Origin of the sequence: Streptococcus sp. ZY19097, assembly GCF_040731245.1 — a bacterium.
Taxonomy (GTDB): Bacteria; Bacillota; Bacilli; order Lactobacillales; family Streptococcaceae; genus Streptococcus; species Streptococcus orisratti.
In genome coordinates this window covers 2,522,539-2,542,369 of the sequence record NZ_CP160400.1, presented here as the reverse complement: position 1 = coordinate 2,542,369, position 19,831 = coordinate 2,522,539, and the positions used below count along the sequence as shown (strand labels likewise).

The following is a 19,831-nucleotide window of genomic DNA, read 5'->3' as shown; positions in this document are numbered from 1 at the left end:
GGTAACAACAAACGAAAACTATGATTGAACTTACTTAACTCTTCATTATTAGGAGAAGCTACTAGCTTCCTCTTAACAGTGACACGCTATTTTAGGAAAAAGAAAGAGGATTTCATGAAAAACATGACAAAATTTTTAACTACTCTTTTTGCAACGCTGGCTCTTCTTTTCGTAGGTGGGCAAGTTAATGCGCAAAGTGTAGACACCGGTGCAGGTGGTACAGCAAGCATCACGATTGATAATGCAGCTCAAGGCCAAACTTATACAATCTACAAACTGTTTGACGCTACAGTAGATGGTAATGGAGCTATTTCTTACAAGGTTCCTACTGGTAAAAACTTTACAGGAAATGATTTCTTTAGCGTTGATAAATCTGGAAATGTTCTTGCTAAGGACAACATTGATGTTTCAAGCAATGCCTTCAAAACTTGGGCAGCAGATTTTGGAACAGAAGTGAAGAGTTCTAAAGCAGAGGACAACACACTTGTTTTCTCAAACCTAACTTATGGCTACTACTATGTAAAATCTTCACTTGGAACAACTATTACTGTTGACAGTACAAATCCAAATGCAACTATCAAAGATAAGAATACAACAAATCCAGATATTCCTAATGATGGCGCGAAGAAAATCGTAGTAAATGATAAAACAACCTCAAAAACAACTGCTAAGATTGGGGATGTGATTGACTATAAGATTGCCTTCAATGCAACTAACTACGTTACAACAAGCGGTACTGATTCAAAATTAATCACTAAGTACACTATTGTCGATACCCCTTCTGACTTGGAAATCAATCAATCAACTGTTAAGGTGACTGTTGATGAGAAAGAAGTCACAGTAACTCCAACTTATGGTACAGACGGTAAAATGACTATTGAACTTGCTTGGGTAAAAGCTGATGGTAAGACAACTATCTACAATTCCCCAGCAAAAGTCGTTGTTACCTATAAAGCCACTGTAAAAGCTGGTGCACAAGATGGTACAGCAAGTAACTCAGCTAAGATTTCTTACACAACAGCAGATGGAGAAACTCCAATCCCAATCCCAGATCCAAATCCAGATCCAGATCCAAAAGTTTACACGTATCAATTCACATTGAACAAAACATCTAAAGAAGATGGTTCTGATACATTGACTGGTGCTGAATTCAAACTTTATGATGCAGCAAGCGGTGGCAATGAAATTAAAGTTGTTAAAAATACAGATGGTACTTACCGTGTTGCTGAAGCCGGTGAAAACGGTCAAGTCATTGAAGCTGGTAAAGTTGTTATCAAAGGTCTTAAAGGAGATAATACAAAGTACTATCTTGAAGAAATCAAGGCTCCTAATGGTTACAACATTTTAACAGAACGTAAAGAAGTAAGTATTTCATCAACAGCAACAAATACTTCAAACGTTGTCAATAAGAAAGGTGCTGAATTGCCATCAACAGGTTCATTTGGTACAACAATGTTCTATATTGCGGGTTCTGTCCTCCTACTTGCTGCGTTTGTTTACATGATTTCTAAACGTCGCATGAATAATATTCACTGATTCAATAAAGAAAAAGTCATCTTCGGAAGTGCTAACAGTTGTATGGCGGTATTTCCGAAGATATTTTTTTGGTCTAGGTGTCCCTAGACTTCTATGGTTTAATGTTTTTTTTTAAGGGATAATGGCTAAACTGTGGAAGTGTGGGGACAAGAGATATTTTTTAGAAAGGAGCTCATCTATGGGAAATCGGGTAAAGCAGCGATGGAAATCTGTTATCATGCCACTTGTCTTTTTGCTAGGTTTTGCTTTATTGGCCTATCCTTCAGTCAGTGATTATTGGAATTCTTTCCACCAATCAGAAGCTATCATGTCTTACTCTGAGAGTGTTTCAAAAATGTCAGAAACAGATTATGCAAGCATTTTAGCAAGTGCTAAAAATTATAATGCGACTCACGGTATCAACTGGAATTTCTCAGATCAAGATAAGGCTGCCTATAATTCAGAATTAAATTTCAATAAAAATGGTATTATGGGCTACATTGAAATTCCTAAAATCAATGTTAAATTATCCATCTTCCACGGAACAGATGAGTCAGTTCTTCAGACTTCTATCGGACATCTTGAAGGTACTTCCTTGCCAGTCGGTGGTAAAGGGACACACAGCGTTTTGTCTGGACACCGCGGTTTGCCTTCTGCAAAGCTTTTTTCAGACCTTGACCAACTGCGTGAAGGAGATATTTTTACCATTCACATTCTTAATGAAACGCTAACCTACCAAGTTGACCAAATTCGTGTCGTAGAACCAACAGATTTATCCAGTCTAACCATAGATTCTGAGCAAGATTATGTTACCTTGGTGACATGCACTCCCTATGGAATTAACACCCACCGTCTTTTAGTACGTGGTCATCGTATCAAAAATAGTGACGGTGATGCTCAAATTACTTCTGATGCTGTACAAATAAAACCTATCTATATTGCACCATTTATTGCTGTACCGATATTTATTTTGTTAGTTGCTTACATTTTAGCTGTGACAAGCCATCGTTATCAGGAAAAACATCTTGATCAAGCTCAGAAATACCTTACCGAAAAAGGACTCAAAGTATCACCTCAAACACAAATTAAAACTTATCAAGATATTTTGTTAATCATGAAAAAATATATGAAAAATCACTATCACAAATAAAGTTAAAAATATTAGTATCAATGGATCTTAAAAGTTACTGTATAGAAGAAAAATCTAAATTGATCTAAATACTTGGTGAATATTAGTTTATTAAATTCATACAGCTTCTTCAATATGGATTAAAAAGTGCTATGGGATGTTTTCATACTTTTCAACTAGCTACCTTCATTCTAGATAATGTTTTTCCTTTTACTATATTTTTGATATAATAATTACGATTGAATTTTTAATTGGAGAGTAAAAAAATGGCTTTAACAGCAGGTATCGTTGGTTTACCAAACGTTGGTAAGTCAACCCTATTCAATGCAATTACAAAGGCAGGTGCAGAAGCTGCCAACTACCCATTTGCGACTATTGATCCAAATGTCGGCATGGTAGAAGTTCCAGATGAGCGTTTACAGAAGTTGACAGAGCTCATTACCCCTAAAAAGACAGTACCAACCACTTTTGAATTTACCGATATTGCGGGCATCGTAAAAGGTGCTTCTAAGGGTGAGGGGCTTGGAAACAAATTCTTAGCTAATATCCGTGAGGTTGATGCTATTGTTCATGTGGTCCGTGCCTTTGATGATGAAAATGTTATGCGTGAACAAGGACGTGAATCCGAATTTGTGGATCCAATAGCAGATATTGAAACAATCAATTTGGAATTGATTTTGGCAGACCTTGAGTCTATTAACAAACGCTACGCACGTGTAGAAAAAATTGCTCGTACTCAAAAAGATAAAGATTCTCTTGCAGAATTTAATGTACTTCAAAAAATTAAACCAGTTTTGGAAGATGGCAAGTCAGCTCGTACTGTTGAATTTACAGATGATGAGCAAAAAATCGTTAAGCAACTTTTTCTTTTAACGACTAAACCAGTTCTTTATGTGGCTAATGTTGATGAAGATAAAGTTGCCAATCCAGACAACATCAAATATGTTCAACAAATTCGAGAATTTGCGGCTACTGAAAATGCAGAAGTTGTTGTCATCTCAGCGCGTGCTGAAGAGGAAATTTCTGAACTAGATGACGAGGACAGGGGTGAATTTTTAGAAGCCCTCGGTTTGACAGAATCAGGTGTGGACAAGTTGACGCGTGCTGCCTACCATTTGCTTGGTCTTGGTACTTACTTTACAGCAGGAGAAAAGGAAGTACGTGCTTGGACTTTCAAACGAGGTATCAAGGCTCCTCAAGCAGCTGGAATTATCCACTCAGACTTTGAACGTGGATTCATTCGTGCGGTGACCATGTCCTATGATGATCTTATCAAGTATGGCTCTGAAAAAGCAGTCAAAGAGGCAGGTCGTCTACGTGAAGAAGGAAAAGAATATATTGTTCAAGACGGTGATATTATGGAGTTCCGCTTTAATGTTTAACCCTCGTTAATTACAATTGAAACTTGACTGAAAAAAATTTTTTTCAGTCCTTTTGCTGTTTTGAAAGGAAAATACAATGGTAAAAATGATTGTGGGTTTGGGAAATCCAGGCTCAAAATATGAAAATACACGCCATAATATTGGTTTTATGGTTGTTGACAAAATTGTCAATGAAATTGACATCAACTTTACAGAAGATAAAAATTTTAAAGCTTTAATAGGCTCAACATTTTTAAATGGAGAAAAAATTTATTTTGTAAAACCAATAACTTTTATGAATAATTCGGGGTTAGCAGTTAAAGCACTTTTAACTTATTACAATATTCCTATTGAAGATTTATTAGTGATTTATGATGATTTAGATATGGAGGTTGGAAAAATACGTTTCCGTCAAAAAGGTTCTGCAGGTGGCCATAATGGTATAAAATCCATTATAGCCCATATTGGTAGTCAAGAATTTAATCGTCTTAAAATTGGTATTGGTCGTCCAGCACCAGGAATGACAGTGATTAATCATGTTCTTGGAAAGTTTAAGGATGATGAAGCTATTTTAATTTCTAATGCTCTAAATAAGGTTGACAAGGCTGTCAATTTTTATTTACAAGAAAGTGATTTTGAAAAAGTCATGCGAAAGTTTAATGGTTAAAAAGATGAATATTAGTGATTTATTTAATCAAAATAAAGCTATCAAAGAATGGCAAACCCAACTGACAAGTTTTGGTCGTCAGCTTGTTATGGGATTTTCAGGTTCGAGTAAGGCGGTAGCTATCGCTTCAGCATTCCAAGAAAATAATGGAAAGATAGTTGTGGTGACTCCTACTCAGAATGAGTCAGAGAAATTGGCAAGTGATCTCTCTAGTCTTATTGGTGAGGAAAAAGTCTATCAATTTTTTGCAGATGATGTAGCAGCGGCAGAGTTTATTTTTGCTTCACTTGATAAAGCTATTTCAAGATTAACAAGTCTAAATTTTCTGATGGATGAAAATCAGACTGGCGTACTAATTACTAGTTTGACAGGAATGCGCATCTTACTTCCCAGCCCAGAGACATACAGTAAGAGCCAGATTTCGCTGTCGGTAGGTAATGAATATGAACTTGACACTCTAGTAAAAACATTGTCAACCATCGGCTATCAAAAAGTGTCTCAGGTTTCTAGTCCAGGTGAATTTAGTCATCGCGGTGACATTTTAGATATTTACGAGATTACAGAGGAGATCCCTTATCGAGTTGAATTTTTTGGTGATGAAATTGATGGTATTCGTCAGTTTGATGTGGAAAGTCAAACGTCTCTAACTAGTTTAGAAAATATTGAATTAGCAGCAGCAGATGATATGATTTTGACTGCCGATGATTTTAACAGAGCAGTATCTAAATTAGAGCATCATTATCAATTAGCTAGTAAGGATTCAAAAAGCTATTTGGAAGAACTCTTATCAGCAACCAGAAATCACTTTAAACATCAAGATGTGAGACGCTTTTCTTCTTTATTTTATGAAAAAAAATGGACGTTATTAGATTATATTCCTAAAAAAATCCCAGTGTTTTTTGATGACTTTCAAAAAATTGTTGATCGTAATGCCAAGTTTGATTTAGAAATTGCTAATCTCTTGACAGAAGATTTACAAAAAGGTAAAGCAGTGTCAAGTTTAGACTATTTTGCTGATGTTTATAAAGACTTGAAGAACTATCAACCAGCAACTTTCTTTTCAAATTTTCACAAGGGACTTGGTAATCTTAAATTTGATAAGTTACATAACTTTACACAATATCCAATGCAAGAATTTTTCAATCAATTTCCTCTTCTAATTGATGAAATTCGTCGTTATCAGAAATCCAATGTTACAATTTTGTTGCAAGCAGATTCTCAGCATGGTTTAGAACGTTTACAAGAAAATTTACAAGAATATGATTTAGAATTACCTATCAGTGATGTCAATGATATTACTCCGAAAGAAGCTCAGCTGATTATTGGAAATCTGGCAACAGGATTTTATTTTGCTGATGAGAAGGTTGTTCTGATTACAGAGCATGAAATTTATCATAAGAAAATTAAGCGTAAAATTCGTCGCTCTAATATTAGTAATGCAGAACGCCTCAAGGATTACAATGAGTTATCAAAAGGTGACTATGTCGTTCACCATGTCCATGGAATTGGAAAATTTTTAGGTATTGAAACAATAGAGATTCATGGAACTCATAGGGATTATTTGAGTATCCAGTATCAAGATTCAGCTAAGATTTCTTTGCCTGTTGAACAGATTGAGAGTCTGTCAAAATATGTTTCAGCAGATGGAAAAGAGCCTAAAATCAATAAACTTAATGATGGACGTTTTCAGAAAACAAAGCAAAAAGTTACAAAACAAGTTGAAGATATAGCAGATGACTTACTAAGGTTATATGCGGAACGTAGTCAACTGAAGGGATTTGCCTTTTCTCCAGATGACGACTTTCAGCGTGAATTTGATGACGATTTTGCTTATGTTGAAACAGAAGACCAGCTGCGTTCTATTATGGAAATCAAGCATGACATGGAAGACAACAAACCGATGGATCGTCTGCTTGTTGGCGATGTTGGTTTTGGTAAGACAGAGGTAGCTATGCGAGCTGCTTTCAAAGCGGTTAAAGATCATAAACAAGTAGCTGTTTTGGTACCAACAACAGTCCTTGCTCAACAGCATTATACTAATTTTGCAGAGCGATTTGATAACTATCCTGTTAATGTTGATGTACTTAGTCGTTTTCGTAGTAAAAAAGAGCAGAATGAAACTCTGGAAAAACTTAAACAAGGACAGGTTGATATTATTATTGGAACACACCGTCTCCTCTCCAAAGATGTTGAGTTTTCTGATTTGGGTCTTATTGTTATTGATGAGGAGCAACGCTTTGGGGTTAAACACAAGGAGAAGCTTAAAGAGCTAAAGACGAGGGTTGATGTTTTGACTTTAACAGCAACTCCAATTCCTCGTACTCTTCATATGTCAATGCTAGGAATTCGAGATTTATCTGTTATTGAAACACCACCTACAAATCGTTATCCTGTTCAAACATATGTTCTCGAAACAAACCCTGGGCTAGTTCGGGAAGCTATTATACGTGAAATGGATCGTGGAGGACAGATTTTTTACGTTTACAATCGTGTTGACACTATTGATCAGAAAGTGGCTGAATTACAAGAACTCGTTCCAGAGGCCTCAATTGGCTTTGTTCATGGTCAGATGAGTGAGATTCAGCTTGAAAATACACTAATGGACTTTATTGATGGTGTTTATGATGTATTGGTTGCAACAACAATCATTGAGACAGGTGTAGATATTTCAAATGTTAATACTCTCTTTATTGAGAATGCTGACCACATGGGATTGTCAACATTGTATCAACTTAGGGGTCGTGTTGGCCGTTCTAATCGTATTGCTTACGCCTACCTTATGTATCGTCCAGATAAAGTGTTGACAGAGATTTCAGAAAAGCGCCTGGATGCCATAAAAGGCTTTACAGAGCTTGGTTCTGGTTTTAAAATTGCCATGCGTGATTTGTCAATCCGTGGAGCAGGAAATATCTTAGGAGCATCACAGAGCGGATTTATTGATTCAGTCGGTTTTGAGATGTACTCTCAGTTGCTTGAAGAGGCTATTGCTAAGAAGCAGGGAAAATCAACTGTCCGTCGTAAGAGTAATGCAGAAATAAATCTACAAATTGATGCTTATCTGCCAAATGATTATATAAATGATGAACGGCAAAAAATCGATATTTACAAACGTATTCGTTCAATTGAAGGACAAGAAGATTATCAGAATTTACAAGATGAGCTTATTGATCGTTTTGGCGAATACCCAGATCAAGTTGCCTATCTCATTGAAATTGGGCTCTTAAAATACTATATGGATTCCATATTTGTTGAATTAGTAGAGCGTAAACAAGATAGGGTAACTGTTCGTTTTGAAAAAGCCTCGTTAGCTTTATTTTTGACACAGGATTATTTTGAAGCCTTGTCCAAAACTAATTTGAAGGCGCAAATAAGTGAAAATAAAGGTAAAATGGAGATTATTTTCAATGTTTGTCAAAAGAAAAATTATGAAATCCTTGAGGAACTTCTCAAATTTGGACAAGGATTTGCAGAAATTAAAAATCGTCAACAAAAAAATTGATTGTTAAGAAAAATTTAAGCAAGGAATCATATACTATAACCATCCTAAAACTTTTCTTTTTCATAAATCTCCTGAGACTCCTAATTTATTTAAGTTGGGAGTCTCCTTTGTATTCCTGAAGGGAAATACTGAACTATTTTGTTGCTGTAACTCCTTGTACTTCAATAGCAATGTTGTATAAATTTCCTGAAAACTCTGATTTACTTGAGATAGTATTTTTTTTTTTGACTGTCTAAGCAGATGTTTTAAAGACTTATTAAATCAACTGTTTTAAGTAAAATTTGGTTTACAATTAGTTTAATATTTGCCTTGATGTGTGGCTTATTTTCCTTGTAGGTACTGTTGTCTATGATTTGATATTTTGGTAATCAAGAGAGTTTTTAGACTCTCTTTTTATTACATTCTATTGACAAATGCTATGTAGCTCTGCTATTTTTCAAAAAAAGTGATAAAATGAAAGTGATTGACAGTTTTGAAGGGAGAAAGTATGCGATTAGATAAATACTTGAAAGTCTCACGTATCATCAAGCGTCGTCCTGTAGCTAAAGAAGTTGCTGATAAAGGACGTGTTAAGGTCAACGGTATTTTAGCTAAATCATCAACTGATTTAAAAATTAATGACGAAGTAGAAGTGCGTTTTGGTAATAAACTTTTAACTGTTCGTGTGCTGGAAATAAAAGACAGTACCAAAAAAGAAGATGCGTCTAAGATGTATGAAATCGTCAGTGAAACAAGGATTGAAACAGATGAAAAAGCCTAATATTGTTCAGTTGAATAATCAGTACATCACTGATGAAAATCTCAAAAAACGTTACAAAGAAGAAGAAAATCGCAAAAAAAATCGTTTTATGGGAACTGTTTTGGTTTTCGTTATGCTTTTATTTATTTTGCCAGCTTACAATTTGGTCAGCAGTTATAGAAATTTGCAAGAACGCAAAGATGAAGTTGTCAAATTAACTAAAGAATATCAAAGTTTAACTAAAGAAACCCAGCAAGAAAAGTTGTTAGTTGAGCAATTAAAAAACGAAGATTATGTTGAAAAATATGCGCGAGCAAAGTATTATTTAGCACGGCAAGGGGAAACAATATACCCTGTACCAAGTTTATTACCAAAATAAAATGGAACATTTAATAGAAACGATTGAAAAATTTTTAGCTTATTCAGATGAAAAGTTAGAGGAATTAGCTGAGAAAAATCAAAAATTAAGAGAAGAAAATCATCAAAATGATACAAATTAATGGAAGGAGGAGTCTGTGAAAAAACTATTTGCTGTCATGCTAATACCGTTTTTTTTGTCTCCTTTTTCCGTGATTAGTACGGAAAAAACACCAGTTCTATCTAATATAGATAAATACCATCTAACCGCTGATGTTGTGACTGAGTCTACCTACTTTGAAAATATTCCGTCAAATCCCAATCTTTATCAGGAGACAGCTTCTTATAAAGATGAGAACTTAACGGTTCAAGATAAAATTTTGCTGCCAGACAAAGCACTTAAAATTATTGATTTGAAAGTTAACGCTCAATCAATTCCTGTTTTTGAATTATCAGATGGAACATATCTAGAGGCTAGTCATCAATCTATTTATGACGATGTGATTCTTAGACAGGAATCTATTAATGAAAATTATTGGCTAAAAGACGGGTTTATTCTTTATGACACCCCCTATGTTTTAGGAAGTAAGACTGTCAGATCTGATCTAGTTGCATACAGTCAGGTGACTGTCAGCCAACATGCGGTTACTGAGCATGGTAGTTATTATAAAATTAATGGCAAGGGTTGGATTTCTGAAGAATTTCTTTCTAAAAATGATAATCGTATAGAAAAAGTTCAAAAAGTCTTGTCGCAGAAATATAACAAGTCTGATTTTAGTATTTTTGTTAAGCAGCTGGATACTGGACTAACTGCAGGAATTAATCAAAATGAAAAAATGTATGCAGCAAGCATTGCCAAGTTAGCAACTCTCTACTACACTCAAGAGCAGATTCAAGAAGCTAATATTAAGACTACTGACAGCTTTAAATATATTGATGCAGTTAATCAATTTTCTAAAGCCTATGACCCTGGTGGCAGTGGCAAAATGGTTAAATCAGCAGATAACAAAGATTATAGTGTGGATAACCTATTAAAAGAAGTTGCACAGCATTCAGATAATGTAGCAACTAATATATTGGGCTATTATGTCGCTAATCAGTACGATAAGAGTTTTGAGACTGAAATATCATCAATCCTAGGTGACTCCTTTGATATGAAAGAACGTCAAATGTCTTCTAAAGAAGCAGCTGATTTACTGGAGGCTATCTTCTATCAAAATGGACAAATTATCAATTATCTTTCTGAGACAGAATTTGATAACGAACGTATTTCTAAAGATATCACCGTTCAGGTTGCTCATAAAATTGGTGATGCTTATGATTATAAGCATGATGTTGCCATTGTTTATACCAACAAACCTTTCATATTATCTATTTTTACCAATAACTCTTCTTACCAGGACATTACAAACATCGCTAACGATGTTTACAGTATCTTAAAATAACATGTACGCTAAATTATTAAAAGACATTCAGAAAAAAGCATATTTTGACCACCATAAAAAGGTTTTAATAGCTGTTTCCGGTGGAGTAGATTCTATGAATCTGCTGCACTTTTTGTATTTATACCGAGAAAATCTTGACATTGAGATTGGAATAGCCCATATTAATCATAAACAGCGTCCCGAATCTGAAATGGAAGAGGATTTTCTCAGACGTTTTGCTCAAGAACATAGATTACCTATCTATGTCTCAAATTTTTCTGGCATTTTTTCAGAGAAGGCTGCGCGTGACTTTCGATATGAATTTTTTAAACAAGTGATGCAGGATTACAATTACACTGCCTTAGTTACAGCACATCATGCAGATGATCAGGCAGAGACTGTTTTTATGCGCCTGTTACGAGGTAGTCGCCTGCGTCATCTAAGAGGTATAAAATCCGTTCAGAATTTTGGAAATGGACAACTTATTAGACCTTTTTTAAGTCTATCAAAATCAGAATTACCAGATATCTTTCATTTTGAGGATTCTTCTAATGCTTCTCCCCATTATCTAAGAAATCGCATCCGTAATAGTTACTTTCCCATGCTTGAAGAAGAAAATCCCCAATTTAAGTTAGCTTTAAATCACCTTGCTTATGAAAGTCAATTAGTTTTTCAGGCTTTCCAGGATCTGACAGTAGGGATTGATGTGACCAACTGCCAAACCTTTTTAAAACAGTCATCAGCAGTTCAGGAACTGCTATTACAAAATTATTTGGAAAATTTTCCAGACTTACATCTTTCACGAGAGCAATTTCAAGAGATGTTAAATTTTGTTCGGACAAAAGATTCTCTGAATTACCCTATAAAAAATGGTTATTTTTTAAAAAAGACTGCTGAGGTTTTTAGCATTGAAAAAATCAGTCCTAAGACGTATAGGGAGAAAACTGAAAAAGTGCTAGAATATGACAATATAGTCAAATATGGTCAGTATCGATTTTCATTTCACAAACTATCTAAGGTTTTTCAGGAGATTTTTATAGAAAATACAGCTCCAATATTATTAAGACAACGTAAAGCTGGAGATAAAATTGACTTTGGAAGTTTTTCAAAGAAACTCAGGCGTTTGTTTATTGATAATAAGATTTCAACACAAGCCCGCCAAGAAGCTATTGTTGGAGAACAAGACGGAAAAATCATTTTTGTGCTTGTTGATGGTAAAACTTATTTGAGAAAAGCCTCTAAAGATGGTATAATGAAAGCTAAACTGTATATTGAAAAAATAGAATAGGTGATGCTATGCTAGAACAAGACATTCAAAAAATTCTGTACTCAGAAGAAGAAATCATTGCAAAAACCAAAGAGCTTGGTGCGCAGTTAACAAAGGATTATCAAGACAGAAATCCACTTTTAGTAGGTGTTTTAAAAGGTTCAGTTCCTTTTATGGCAGAATTAATGAAGCATATTGATACGCATGTAGAAATTGATTTCATGGTTGTGTCAAGCTATCAAGGAGGAACCACCAGCAGCGGAGAAGTTAAAATTCTCAAGGATGTTGACACCAACGTTGAAGGACGAGACATTATTTTTGTTGAAGATATCATTGATACAGGACGTACATTAAAGTATCTCAGAGATATGTTTAAATACCGTCAAGCAAAATCAGTTAAAATTGTTACCTTGTTTGATAAACCAGAAGGTCGTGTTGTAGAAATTGACGCTGATTATGTTTGCTACAATGTGCCAAATGAATTTATTGTTGGTTTTGGTTTAGACTATGCTGAAAATTATCGTAATCTGCCCTATGTGGGAGTTCTAAAAGAAGAAGTTTATTCAAAATAGAAAGTCGATTAGTATTATATGAAAAATAATAAGAATAACGGCTTTGTGCGAAATTCCTTTGTTTATATTTTAGTCATTGTAGCGCTCATTACAGCCTTCCAATACTATCTCAGAGGAACAAATACACAAAGTCAGCAAATTAATTACTCTACGTTAGTTAAGCAAATCAAAGCTGGAGACATTAAGTCTATCACGTATCAGCCTAGCGGAAGTATCATTGAAATTAGTGGAGAATACAAAAAATCTCAAAGCGTGGAGACTACTTCAAATTTCTCGTTTTTAGAAGGTTCTAGCACAACAAAAGTTTCTCGTTTTACTTCCATTATCTTGCCAAGTGACTCCTCCGTCGATAAGATTACGAGTGCTGCAGAAGATGCTAATGTTAAAGTATCAGTAAAACCAGAAAGTTCAAGTGGTACATGGATTAGTTACCTAGTTAGCTTCCTCCCATTATTGATTTTTGCAATTTTCATGATGATGATGATGAATCAAGGTGGTGCTGGCGCTCGTGGTGCAATGAGTTTCGGAAAAAATAAAGCACGTTCTCAAAATAAAGGCGATGTTAAAGTTCGTTTTTCTGATGTTGCTGGTGCCGAGGAAGAAAAGCAAGAGCTTGTTGAAGTTGTTGATTTTCTTAAAAATCCGAAAAAATATAAAGCACTTGGTGCTCGTATTCCAGCCGGAGTTCTTCTTGAGGGGCCTCCAGGGACTGGTAAGACACTTTTAGCAAAAGCTGTCGCAGGTGAAGCAGGAGTTCCATTTTTCTCCATCTCAGGTTCAGACTTTGTAGAAATGTTTGTTGGTGTCGGTGCCAGTCGTGTGCGCTCTCTATTTGAGGATGCTAAAAAAGCAGAGCGCGCAATCATCTTTATTGACGAAATTGATGCTGTCGGACGCCGTCGTGGTGCTGGTATGGGTGGCGGCAATGATGAACGCGAGCAAACCCTTAACCAACTTTTGATTGAGATGGACGGTTTTGAGGGTAATGAAAGCATTATTGTCATCGCAGCAACAAACCGTAGTGACGTCCTTGACCCAGCTCTTCTTCGTCCAGGACGATTTGACCGTAAAGTACTTGTAGGTAGCCCTGATGTGAAAGGCCGTGAAGCTATTTTACGTGTCCATGCGAAAAATAAACCACTTGCAGATGACGTTGATTTAAAAGTAGTCGCTCAACAAACCCCAGGATTTGTTGGTGCAGACCTTGAAAACGTTTTGAACGAAGCAGCACTTGTTGCCGCTCGTCGCAATAAAAAAATTATTGATGCTTCCGATATCGATGAGGCTGAGGATCGTGTGATTGCAGGACCATCTAAGAAAGATCGCTCAATTTCTGAAAAAGAACGTCAAATGGTCGCTTATCATGAAGCTGGTCATACCATCGTTGGTTTGATACTTTCAAATGCTCGTGTTGTTCATAAGGTAACCATTGTTCCACGTGGTCGTGCGGGTGGCTATATGATTGCCTTACCTAAAGAAGATCAAATGCTTCTTTCAAAAGATGATATGAAAGAACAACTAGCTGGTTTGATGGGTGGCCGTGTAGCTGAAGAAATTATCTTCAATGCTCAAACGACAGGTGCTTCAAATGATTTTGAACAAGCAAGTGCTATGGCACGGGCTATGGTAACAGAATATGGTATGAGTGAAAAACTAGGTCCTGTCCAATATGCTGGAAACCATACAATGATGGCCGGTCAAATTAGTCCAGAAAAGACTTATTCTGAAGAAACTGCTAAGATGATTGATGATGAGGTACGTGATTTACTTAATGAAGCAAGAAATAAAGCTGCTGATATCATTCAAAGTAACCGTGAAGCTCACAAACTCATCGCTGAAGCACTTCTTAAGTACGAAACACTTGATGCTGCACAAATCAAGTCAATTTTTGAAACAGGAAAAATGCCTGATGAGTTAGAAAATGATACAGAAGAAGCACATGCACTTTCTTACGATGAAATCAAAGAAAAAATGACTTCTGAGAAAATAAAGAACGATTTATAATTGGGTAAAGATGAAAGCATGGGGAACTTTATCAGATAAAAATGAGCAAATTCAGTTTGGAAAATAGTTGACAAATATAGCTTGTGTCTGAAAAACTGGTTTTTTATCTGAACTGCTCCTTGTCAAGTGGATAATGAAATAATAAAAGATTAGGCAACGGCCTTGTTCCTCATTTCAAGAGGGGCAAGGCCGTTGTTGCGCTCTTGAAACTGCTAGCGATTGTAGAAATAGATGTAGGCATCAATATCTGATGCCAGCTCCTCAAAGGTTTTATACTTCTTCAAATCATAGCACGCTGTCTTAAAATATCCAAAGTCAATTGGTGCATTATAGTTATTTAGTTTTAAAATAGTATTCCAAACAATACTCGACTGAACCGAATTGTCTCAACAGTTCAACAACTTTCTTTTCAAGCCAGCCAAGAATCGTTCAATTGGGTTAAGGTCAGGGGAATAAGGGGGAAGTGGAAGAAAATAATGCCCCTTAGCCAGTGCAAGTTCATCCAGTTGTTTCTTAGGATAAAAAGTCGCATTATCCATAATAATGACATGAGGTTCCGTTAAAGATGGCAATAGGTGTTCTTGATACCATTTGGTAAAAAGTTCACCTGTCATTGTTCCATGATAGAGCAAGGGAGCTACAATTTGGGAGCCAATTTGACCTGCTACTACAGAAATTCTTTCGAATCTGCGTCCACTGACCTTGGCGTACCCGTTCTCCCCTCGAGCTGCTCCAGCTTTGTGATGGTAAAGATAAGTATCAATGCCAGTATCATCAATATAAACAATCAGTGTATTAGGAAAGCAGGTTAAACCATCAAGATAGCATCTCACTTTTTCGCTATCTTGTTCCTTATAGGTTGTGGTCTTTTTTTAAAGTGATGTTCACTTTTTTGAGCGCTGCCCAAACAGATGGGAGCACCCGCTACTCATGAACCCAACAGTGATTCCCAATCTTGACTATTGTGAGGTGACGACAAACACTAAAGTCCAAAAAGGTAGTCGTAACCTATGTATGTAAATCACGAGTATCATTGAATTCTGACTAATATTTTTATATCTTGTGTAAACGAGGAAAGATATATGACTTATCCCGCGAGGTCTTGTCGAGGTAATAACCTTGTAACAACGAACGACAAGAAGTCAGCCAAAGCCATAGTAGTGATGAAGTTTCTGTAATGGAAGCTGATCGAGGACTGAACAAATAAATGATTATCACTCAGAGAGGAGTTGTCTATTTATTTTAGTCTGAAAAGACGGTAGCTAGAAAATGTAAATGATGACTATTGTTCGAAAATATAGGACAGCACAAATAGAACGACTATAATATCTGAGGGTGGGGGATTCTATATACTCTCGCCGTGTGCCGAACGGCATGTACGGTGGTATGAGAGGGAACCCCTACTTGTGTGTAGGGGGTAAACCTACTATTGAGATTCCGAGCCTTTTGAAAAAAGTTTCATACATTCTATGGTGAAAAGCGACAAAACTCACATTAGAACGGATTCCTGAGTCTAGAAATAGAAAAGTGAAGATCTTATCACAAATTTTCTCGGAATTAAAGGTAAAAATATCATTATCACTAAATAAGTATGATATGGGAATTCATTTAGAGCTCCATGGTCACTTGGATTACACAATTCTAAATGCCCAGCCTCATGTCGTTCTCTCAAACTGTTCAAACTCGCTCGAACAGCTTTTTAGCAGAATTGTAATTAAGTAGTTTTCTAGGTCTATTATTGATAGCTTATGTGTAAGTTTCCAAATCACCTAAAGTCAGTACTCCCGGTGATATTACTTTTGGGATAAACGCTCTCAATATACCATTAAAGTTTTCGTTAGACCCTCGTTTGATTTCACGAGAGATAGTAGAATTACACCCGTGGTGCTAGTTCATCACAAAATATCTTAGGTTATAAGCTAAAACGATTTGTTCCATCCTCAACTACTGTAGTCACGTTAGTCCTCTGGCAAAGGTTTGTTCCATATCAAACAGGAGTGCATAGCTCAAAAAGTGCGTTTCAATAGCCGGTCCCATAGCTAATAATCTCCAATTGTTATGCCGGCTAGCTCCTTCCATGTTCTGATGCAGTGGGGTTCATAAGTGATACCCTCTTAGTTTCAAGCTGTCTTTTAGCTCCTGACTGAGATATCCTAAATCTGCTAGAATCACAGATTGCTGGCAACCTTCCAACAATCCATCCACCACTTTGATATTTTGAACAGAAGCTGACATGACAACATGATTTAGAATATAACCAGATAAGGTCATCAGCATATGAACCTTAAAACCGTAGAACCAAAGATGTTTAGAGGCGTTGTAACCAATATCGGCTAATCCTTTAAAAATGGTAGCTCTGTGATTGCGAACAAGTTGGCAAAGTGGCAAAGGAAAACTATCTATAATGGCTAGCCTATCAGATGGAAGCATGTCACTCATAGCTTTTCGGATTAATTGGACTAGCCAGATCAATTGTCTAGACCGACGATTGAAACGACTTCGTTCTAGTAACTGACCACAAGGAAAGAGGGGGCAGATGGTGTAGAAATGGCGTTGTGATATCAGGCCTAGTTCAGCTTGTAACAAAAGCCAGACAAGGAGCGATTCATCTGAAACTTTGACTAAGCCAACATTACGCCGATATTTGAAAGGAGTTGGGCAAGACTAAGTTCTGTTTTTGCCTAAAATGAGGCTTCAAGGGTGTTTTTGGCTTGAAAATGTTGAAAAAAAGGGTACACTAAAGTTACTGGCTCTGAGATGTCTCAAAGTAAGTTCTAGCTATCTGGAATTTGGGATGGGACAAGTTCCTTTCTATTTTTGATTAGTTTTTATGATAAAAACTAGCGATTACTTATCTAATAATCGTGGTGATTGGATGACGTTCTCAGGGTCAATTTTAGAGATACCCAGAAGTGTTGCCAATTCCTCACCGTAGGTAAATGTAAAGAGTTCATAAGCCGATTTTCCGTTGAAAGACGCCCGTTTGACGCTGTTGACATGCGAACAAACTAGGTTGATATCTTCCTGTGTCAAGTTGTCAAAAGAACTGCCTTTAGGAAGAATATCTCTGATAAGTGTGTGATTCTTCTCAATTCTCCCCTGGCGTAGTAGAACTGTTTCTGGTATCCGCAATTGCTTCTCTTTTTCGGACAGGCATTACAAACGTAAGGAGCCTTTTTGAGTAGAGGGCAGGCCTCACAATTAGATGTCACAGAATTTTCTTTAACCACTCGATTTCTGCGAACTTCTTTTGAGATTGTGGACGGGTCTTTTCCTAACTTAGATGCTATAGCTGAGAATGTCTTGAGCTGTTCAATTCCTACTTGAATATCATTGCGATCAGAGAGAGTTAAGTGTTTGTTTTTCATTGTCAGTTACCAACTTGTCCCATAGTAAGTTCTACCTTATTTTTTTGTCTCAGTCTAATTTCCAGTTTTGGTGTTAGACTAGAACTTACTTTGAGAATTTAGGAGGAAAAAAATAGTTGACAAAAGCACAAGAAGTTTGCTATACTGACATAGCTGTCAAACAGGAAGTCACTACGGAAGAAAAAAAGTTAAAAAAAGTAGTTGACAAGTTAGAAGAAGTTTGATAGAATAAAGAAGTTGTCTCGAGAGAGGCGAAGACCTTTGAGAACTGAACAAGAAGACGAACCAAACGTGCGGGTTACGGAAGTAACCTGTCAAGAAACAATAAGTCAGCAATGACACGAGCGCAAGCTCAAACTTTTAAATGAGAGTTTGATCCTGGCTCAGGACGAACGCTGGCGGCGTGCCTAATACATGCAAGTAGAACGCTGAAGTCTGGTGCTTGCACCGGATGGATGAGTTGCGAACGGGTGAGTAACGCGTAGGTAACCTACCTCATAGCGGGGGATAACTATTGGAAACGATAGCTAATACCGCATAATAGTCTTTAACTCATGTTAGAGGCTTGAAAGGGGCAATTGCTTCACTATGAGATGGACCTGCGTTGTATTAGCTAGTTGGTGAGGTAAAGGCTCACCAAGGCGACGATACATAGCCGACCTGAGAGGGTGATCGGCCACACTGGGACTGAGACACGGCCCAGACTCCTACGGGAGGCAGCAGTAGGGAATCTTCGGCAATGGGGGGAACCCTGACCGAGCAACGCCGCGTGAGTGAAGAAGGTTTTCGGATCGTAAAGCTCTGTTGTTAGAGAAGAACGTGTGTGAGAGTGGAAAGTTCACACAGTGACGGTAACTAACCAGAAAGGGACGGCTAACTACGTGCCAGCAGCCGCGGTAATACGTAGGTCCCGAGCGTTGTCCGGATTTATTGGGCGTAAAGCGAGCGCAGGCGGTTCTGTAAGTCTGAAGTTAAAGGCAGTGGCTTAACCATTGTACGCTTTGGAAACTGCAGGACTTGAGTGCAGAAGGGGAGAGTGGAATTCCATGTGTAGCGGTGAAATGCGTAGATATATGGAGGAACACCGGTGGCGAAAGCGGCTCTCTGGTCTGTAACTGACGCTGAGGCTCGAAAGCGTGGGGAGCAAACAGGATTAGATACCCTGGTAGTCCACGCCGTAAACGATGAGTGCTAGGTGTTAGGCCCTTTCCGGGGCTTAGTGCCGTAGCTAACGCATTAAGCACTCCGCCTGGGGAGTACGACCGCAAGGTTGAAACTCAAAGGAATTGACGGGGGCCCGCACAAGCGGTGGAGCATGTGGTTTAATTCGAAGCAACGCGAAGAACCTTACCAGGTCTTGACATCCCAGTGACCGTCCTAGAGATAGGATTTTTCTTCGGAACACTGGTGACAGGTGGTGCATGGTTGTCGTCAGCTCGTGTCGTGAGATGTTGGGTTAAGTCCCGCAACGAGCGCAACCCCTATTGTTAGTTGCCATCATTGAGTTGGGCACTCTAGCGAGACTGCCGGTAATAAACCGGAGGAAGGTGGGGATGACGTCAAATCATCATGCCCCTTATGACCTGGGCTACACACGTGCTACAATGGCTGGTACAACGAGTCGCAAGTCGGTGACGACAAGCTAATCTCTTAAAGCCAGTCTCAGTTCGGATTGTAGGCTGCAACTCGCCTACATGAAGTCGGAATCGCTAGTAATCGCGGATCAGCACGCCGCGGTGAATACGTTCCCGGGCCTTGTACACACCGCCCGTCACACCACGAGAGTTTGTAACACCCGAAGTCGGTGAGGTAACCTTTTGGAGCCAGCCGCCTAAGGTGGGATAGATGATTGGGGTGAAGTCGTAACAAGGTAGCCGTATCGGAAGGTGCGGCTGGATCACCTCCTTTCTAAGGAAAATAACGGAAGCA

At 37.5% G+C, this 19,831-nt stretch carries 13 protein-coding genes, 1 rRNA gene and 4 pseudogenes; 13 read left to right on the top strand and 5 right to left on the bottom strand.

The genetic code is table 11. The features are described 5' to 3' along the window. Positions 1–114 precede the first annotated feature (114 nt). The 12 genes from ABZ559_RS12880 to ftsH all read left to right on the top strand — a co-directional run bounded on the left by ABZ559_RS12880 (position 115) and on the right by ftsH (position 14,534). A complete protein-coding gene (locus ABZ559_RS12880; protein ID WP_367006692.1) occupies positions 115–1,536 on the top strand; it encodes a SpaH/EbpB family LPXTG-anchored major pilin in 1,422 nt (473 codons plus the stop codon). A gap of 178 nt (positions 1,537–1,714) precedes the next feature. Continuing rightward, positions 1,715–2,665, top strand: coding sequence for a class C sortase (locus tag ABZ559_RS12875; RefSeq protein WP_367006691.1), 951 nt, complete (start codon positions 1,715–1,717; stop codon positions 2,663–2,665). A 245-nt stretch (positions 2,666–2,910) separates the two neighbouring features. Then, positions 2,911–4,026 carry a redox-regulated ATPase YchF gene (gene ychF, locus ABZ559_RS12870; RefSeq protein ID WP_321056951.1) on the top strand — a complete coding sequence of 372 codons (1,116 nt, stop codon included), beginning with the start codon at positions 2,911–2,913 and terminating at the stop codon, positions 4,024–4,026. Between the two features lie 76 nt (positions 4,027–4,102). Then, on the top strand, positions 4,103–4,672 hold the full coding sequence (gene pth, locus ABZ559_RS12865) for an aminoacyl-tRNA hydrolase (protein ID WP_277290903.1): 570 nt from the start codon (positions 4,103–4,105) through the stop codon (positions 4,670–4,672). A 4-nt stretch (positions 4,673–4,676) separates the two neighbouring features. Continuing rightward, complete coding sequence (gene mfd, locus ABZ559_RS12860; protein ID WP_367007664.1) at positions 4,677–8,171, top strand: transcription-repair coupling factor; 3,495 nt, start codon at positions 4,677–4,679, stop codon at positions 8,169–8,171. Positions 8,172–8,658: 487 nt separating this feature from the next. Next, entirely contained in the window at positions 8,659–8,931 is a 273-nt protein-coding gene (locus ABZ559_RS12855) for an RNA-binding S4 domain-containing protein (RefSeq protein ID WP_317335129.1), read from the top strand. After that, on the top strand, positions 8,918–9,289 hold the full coding sequence (locus tag ABZ559_RS12850; protein WP_367006689.1) for a septum formation initiator family protein: 372 nt from the start codon (positions 8,918–8,920) through the stop codon (positions 9,287–9,289). The genes ABZ559_RS12855 and ABZ559_RS12850 overlap by 14 nt, the downstream gene beginning before the upstream one ends. Position 9,290: 1 nt before the next feature. Further along, complete coding sequence (locus ABZ559_RS12845) at positions 9,291–9,410, top strand: SP_0009 family protein (RefSeq protein ID WP_018375122.1); 120 nt, start codon at positions 9,291–9,293, stop codon at positions 9,408–9,410. Between the two features lie 15 nt (positions 9,411–9,425). Continuing rightward, positions 9,426–10,712 carry a serine hydrolase gene (locus ABZ559_RS12840; RefSeq protein WP_367006688.1) on the top strand — a complete coding sequence of 429 codons (1,287 nt, stop codon included), beginning with the start codon at positions 9,426–9,428 and terminating at the stop codon, positions 10,710–10,712. A 1-nt stretch (position 10,713) separates the two neighbouring features. Further along, on the top strand, positions 10,714–11,979 hold the full coding sequence (gene tilS / locus ABZ559_RS12835) for a tRNA lysidine(34) synthetase TilS (protein ID WP_026217087.1): 1,266 nt from the start codon (positions 10,714–10,716) through the stop codon (positions 11,977–11,979). An 8-nt stretch (positions 11,980–11,987) separates the two neighbouring features. Beyond that, a complete protein-coding gene (gene hpt, locus ABZ559_RS12830) occupies positions 11,988–12,530 on the top strand; it encodes a hypoxanthine phosphoribosyltransferase (RefSeq protein WP_273413319.1) in 543 nt (180 codons plus the stop codon). 18 nt (positions 12,531–12,548) lie between these two features. Further along, the gene (ftsH, locus tag ABZ559_RS12825) at positions 12,549–14,534 is read left to right on the top strand and encodes an ATP-dependent zinc metalloprotease FtsH (protein WP_367006687.1); all 1,986 of its coding nucleotides are present in this window, start codon (positions 12,549–12,551) and stop codon (positions 14,532–14,534) included. A 149-nt stretch (positions 14,535–14,683) separates the two neighbouring features. Here ftsH and ABZ559_RS12820 read toward each other — a convergent pair. The 5 genes and pseudogenes from ABZ559_RS12820 to ABZ559_RS12800 form a co-directional block, all read right to left on the bottom strand. Continuing rightward, positions 14,684–14,863 (bottom strand): annotated as a pseudogene (locus ABZ559_RS12820) (IS3 family transposase); the annotation flags it as partial. 57 nt (positions 14,864–14,920) lie between these two features. Next, a complete protein-coding gene (locus ABZ559_RS12815) occupies positions 14,921–15,367 on the bottom strand; it encodes a transposase (RefSeq protein ID WP_367006685.1) in 447 nt (148 codons plus the stop codon). Between the two features lie 844 nt (positions 15,368–16,211). Further along, a pseudogene (locus tag ABZ559_RS12810) lies at positions 16,212–16,385 on the bottom strand (IS30 family transposase); the annotation flags it as partial. A 93-nt stretch (positions 16,386–16,478) separates the two neighbouring features. Then, positions 16,479–17,195 (bottom strand): annotated as a pseudogene (locus ABZ559_RS12805) (IS982 family transposase); the annotation flags it as partial. A 186-nt stretch (positions 17,196–17,381) separates the two neighbouring features. Next, positions 17,382–17,902 (bottom strand): annotated as a pseudogene (locus tag ABZ559_RS12800) (helix-turn-helix domain-containing protein). 360 nt (positions 17,903–18,262) lie between these two features. On the opposite strand from ABZ559_RS12800, the gene ABZ559_RS12795 reads away from it, so the two are divergent. Next, a 16S ribosomal RNA gene (locus ABZ559_RS12795) occupies positions 18,263–19,810 on the top strand. The last annotated feature ends 21 nt before the right edge of the window (positions 19,811–19,831 follow it).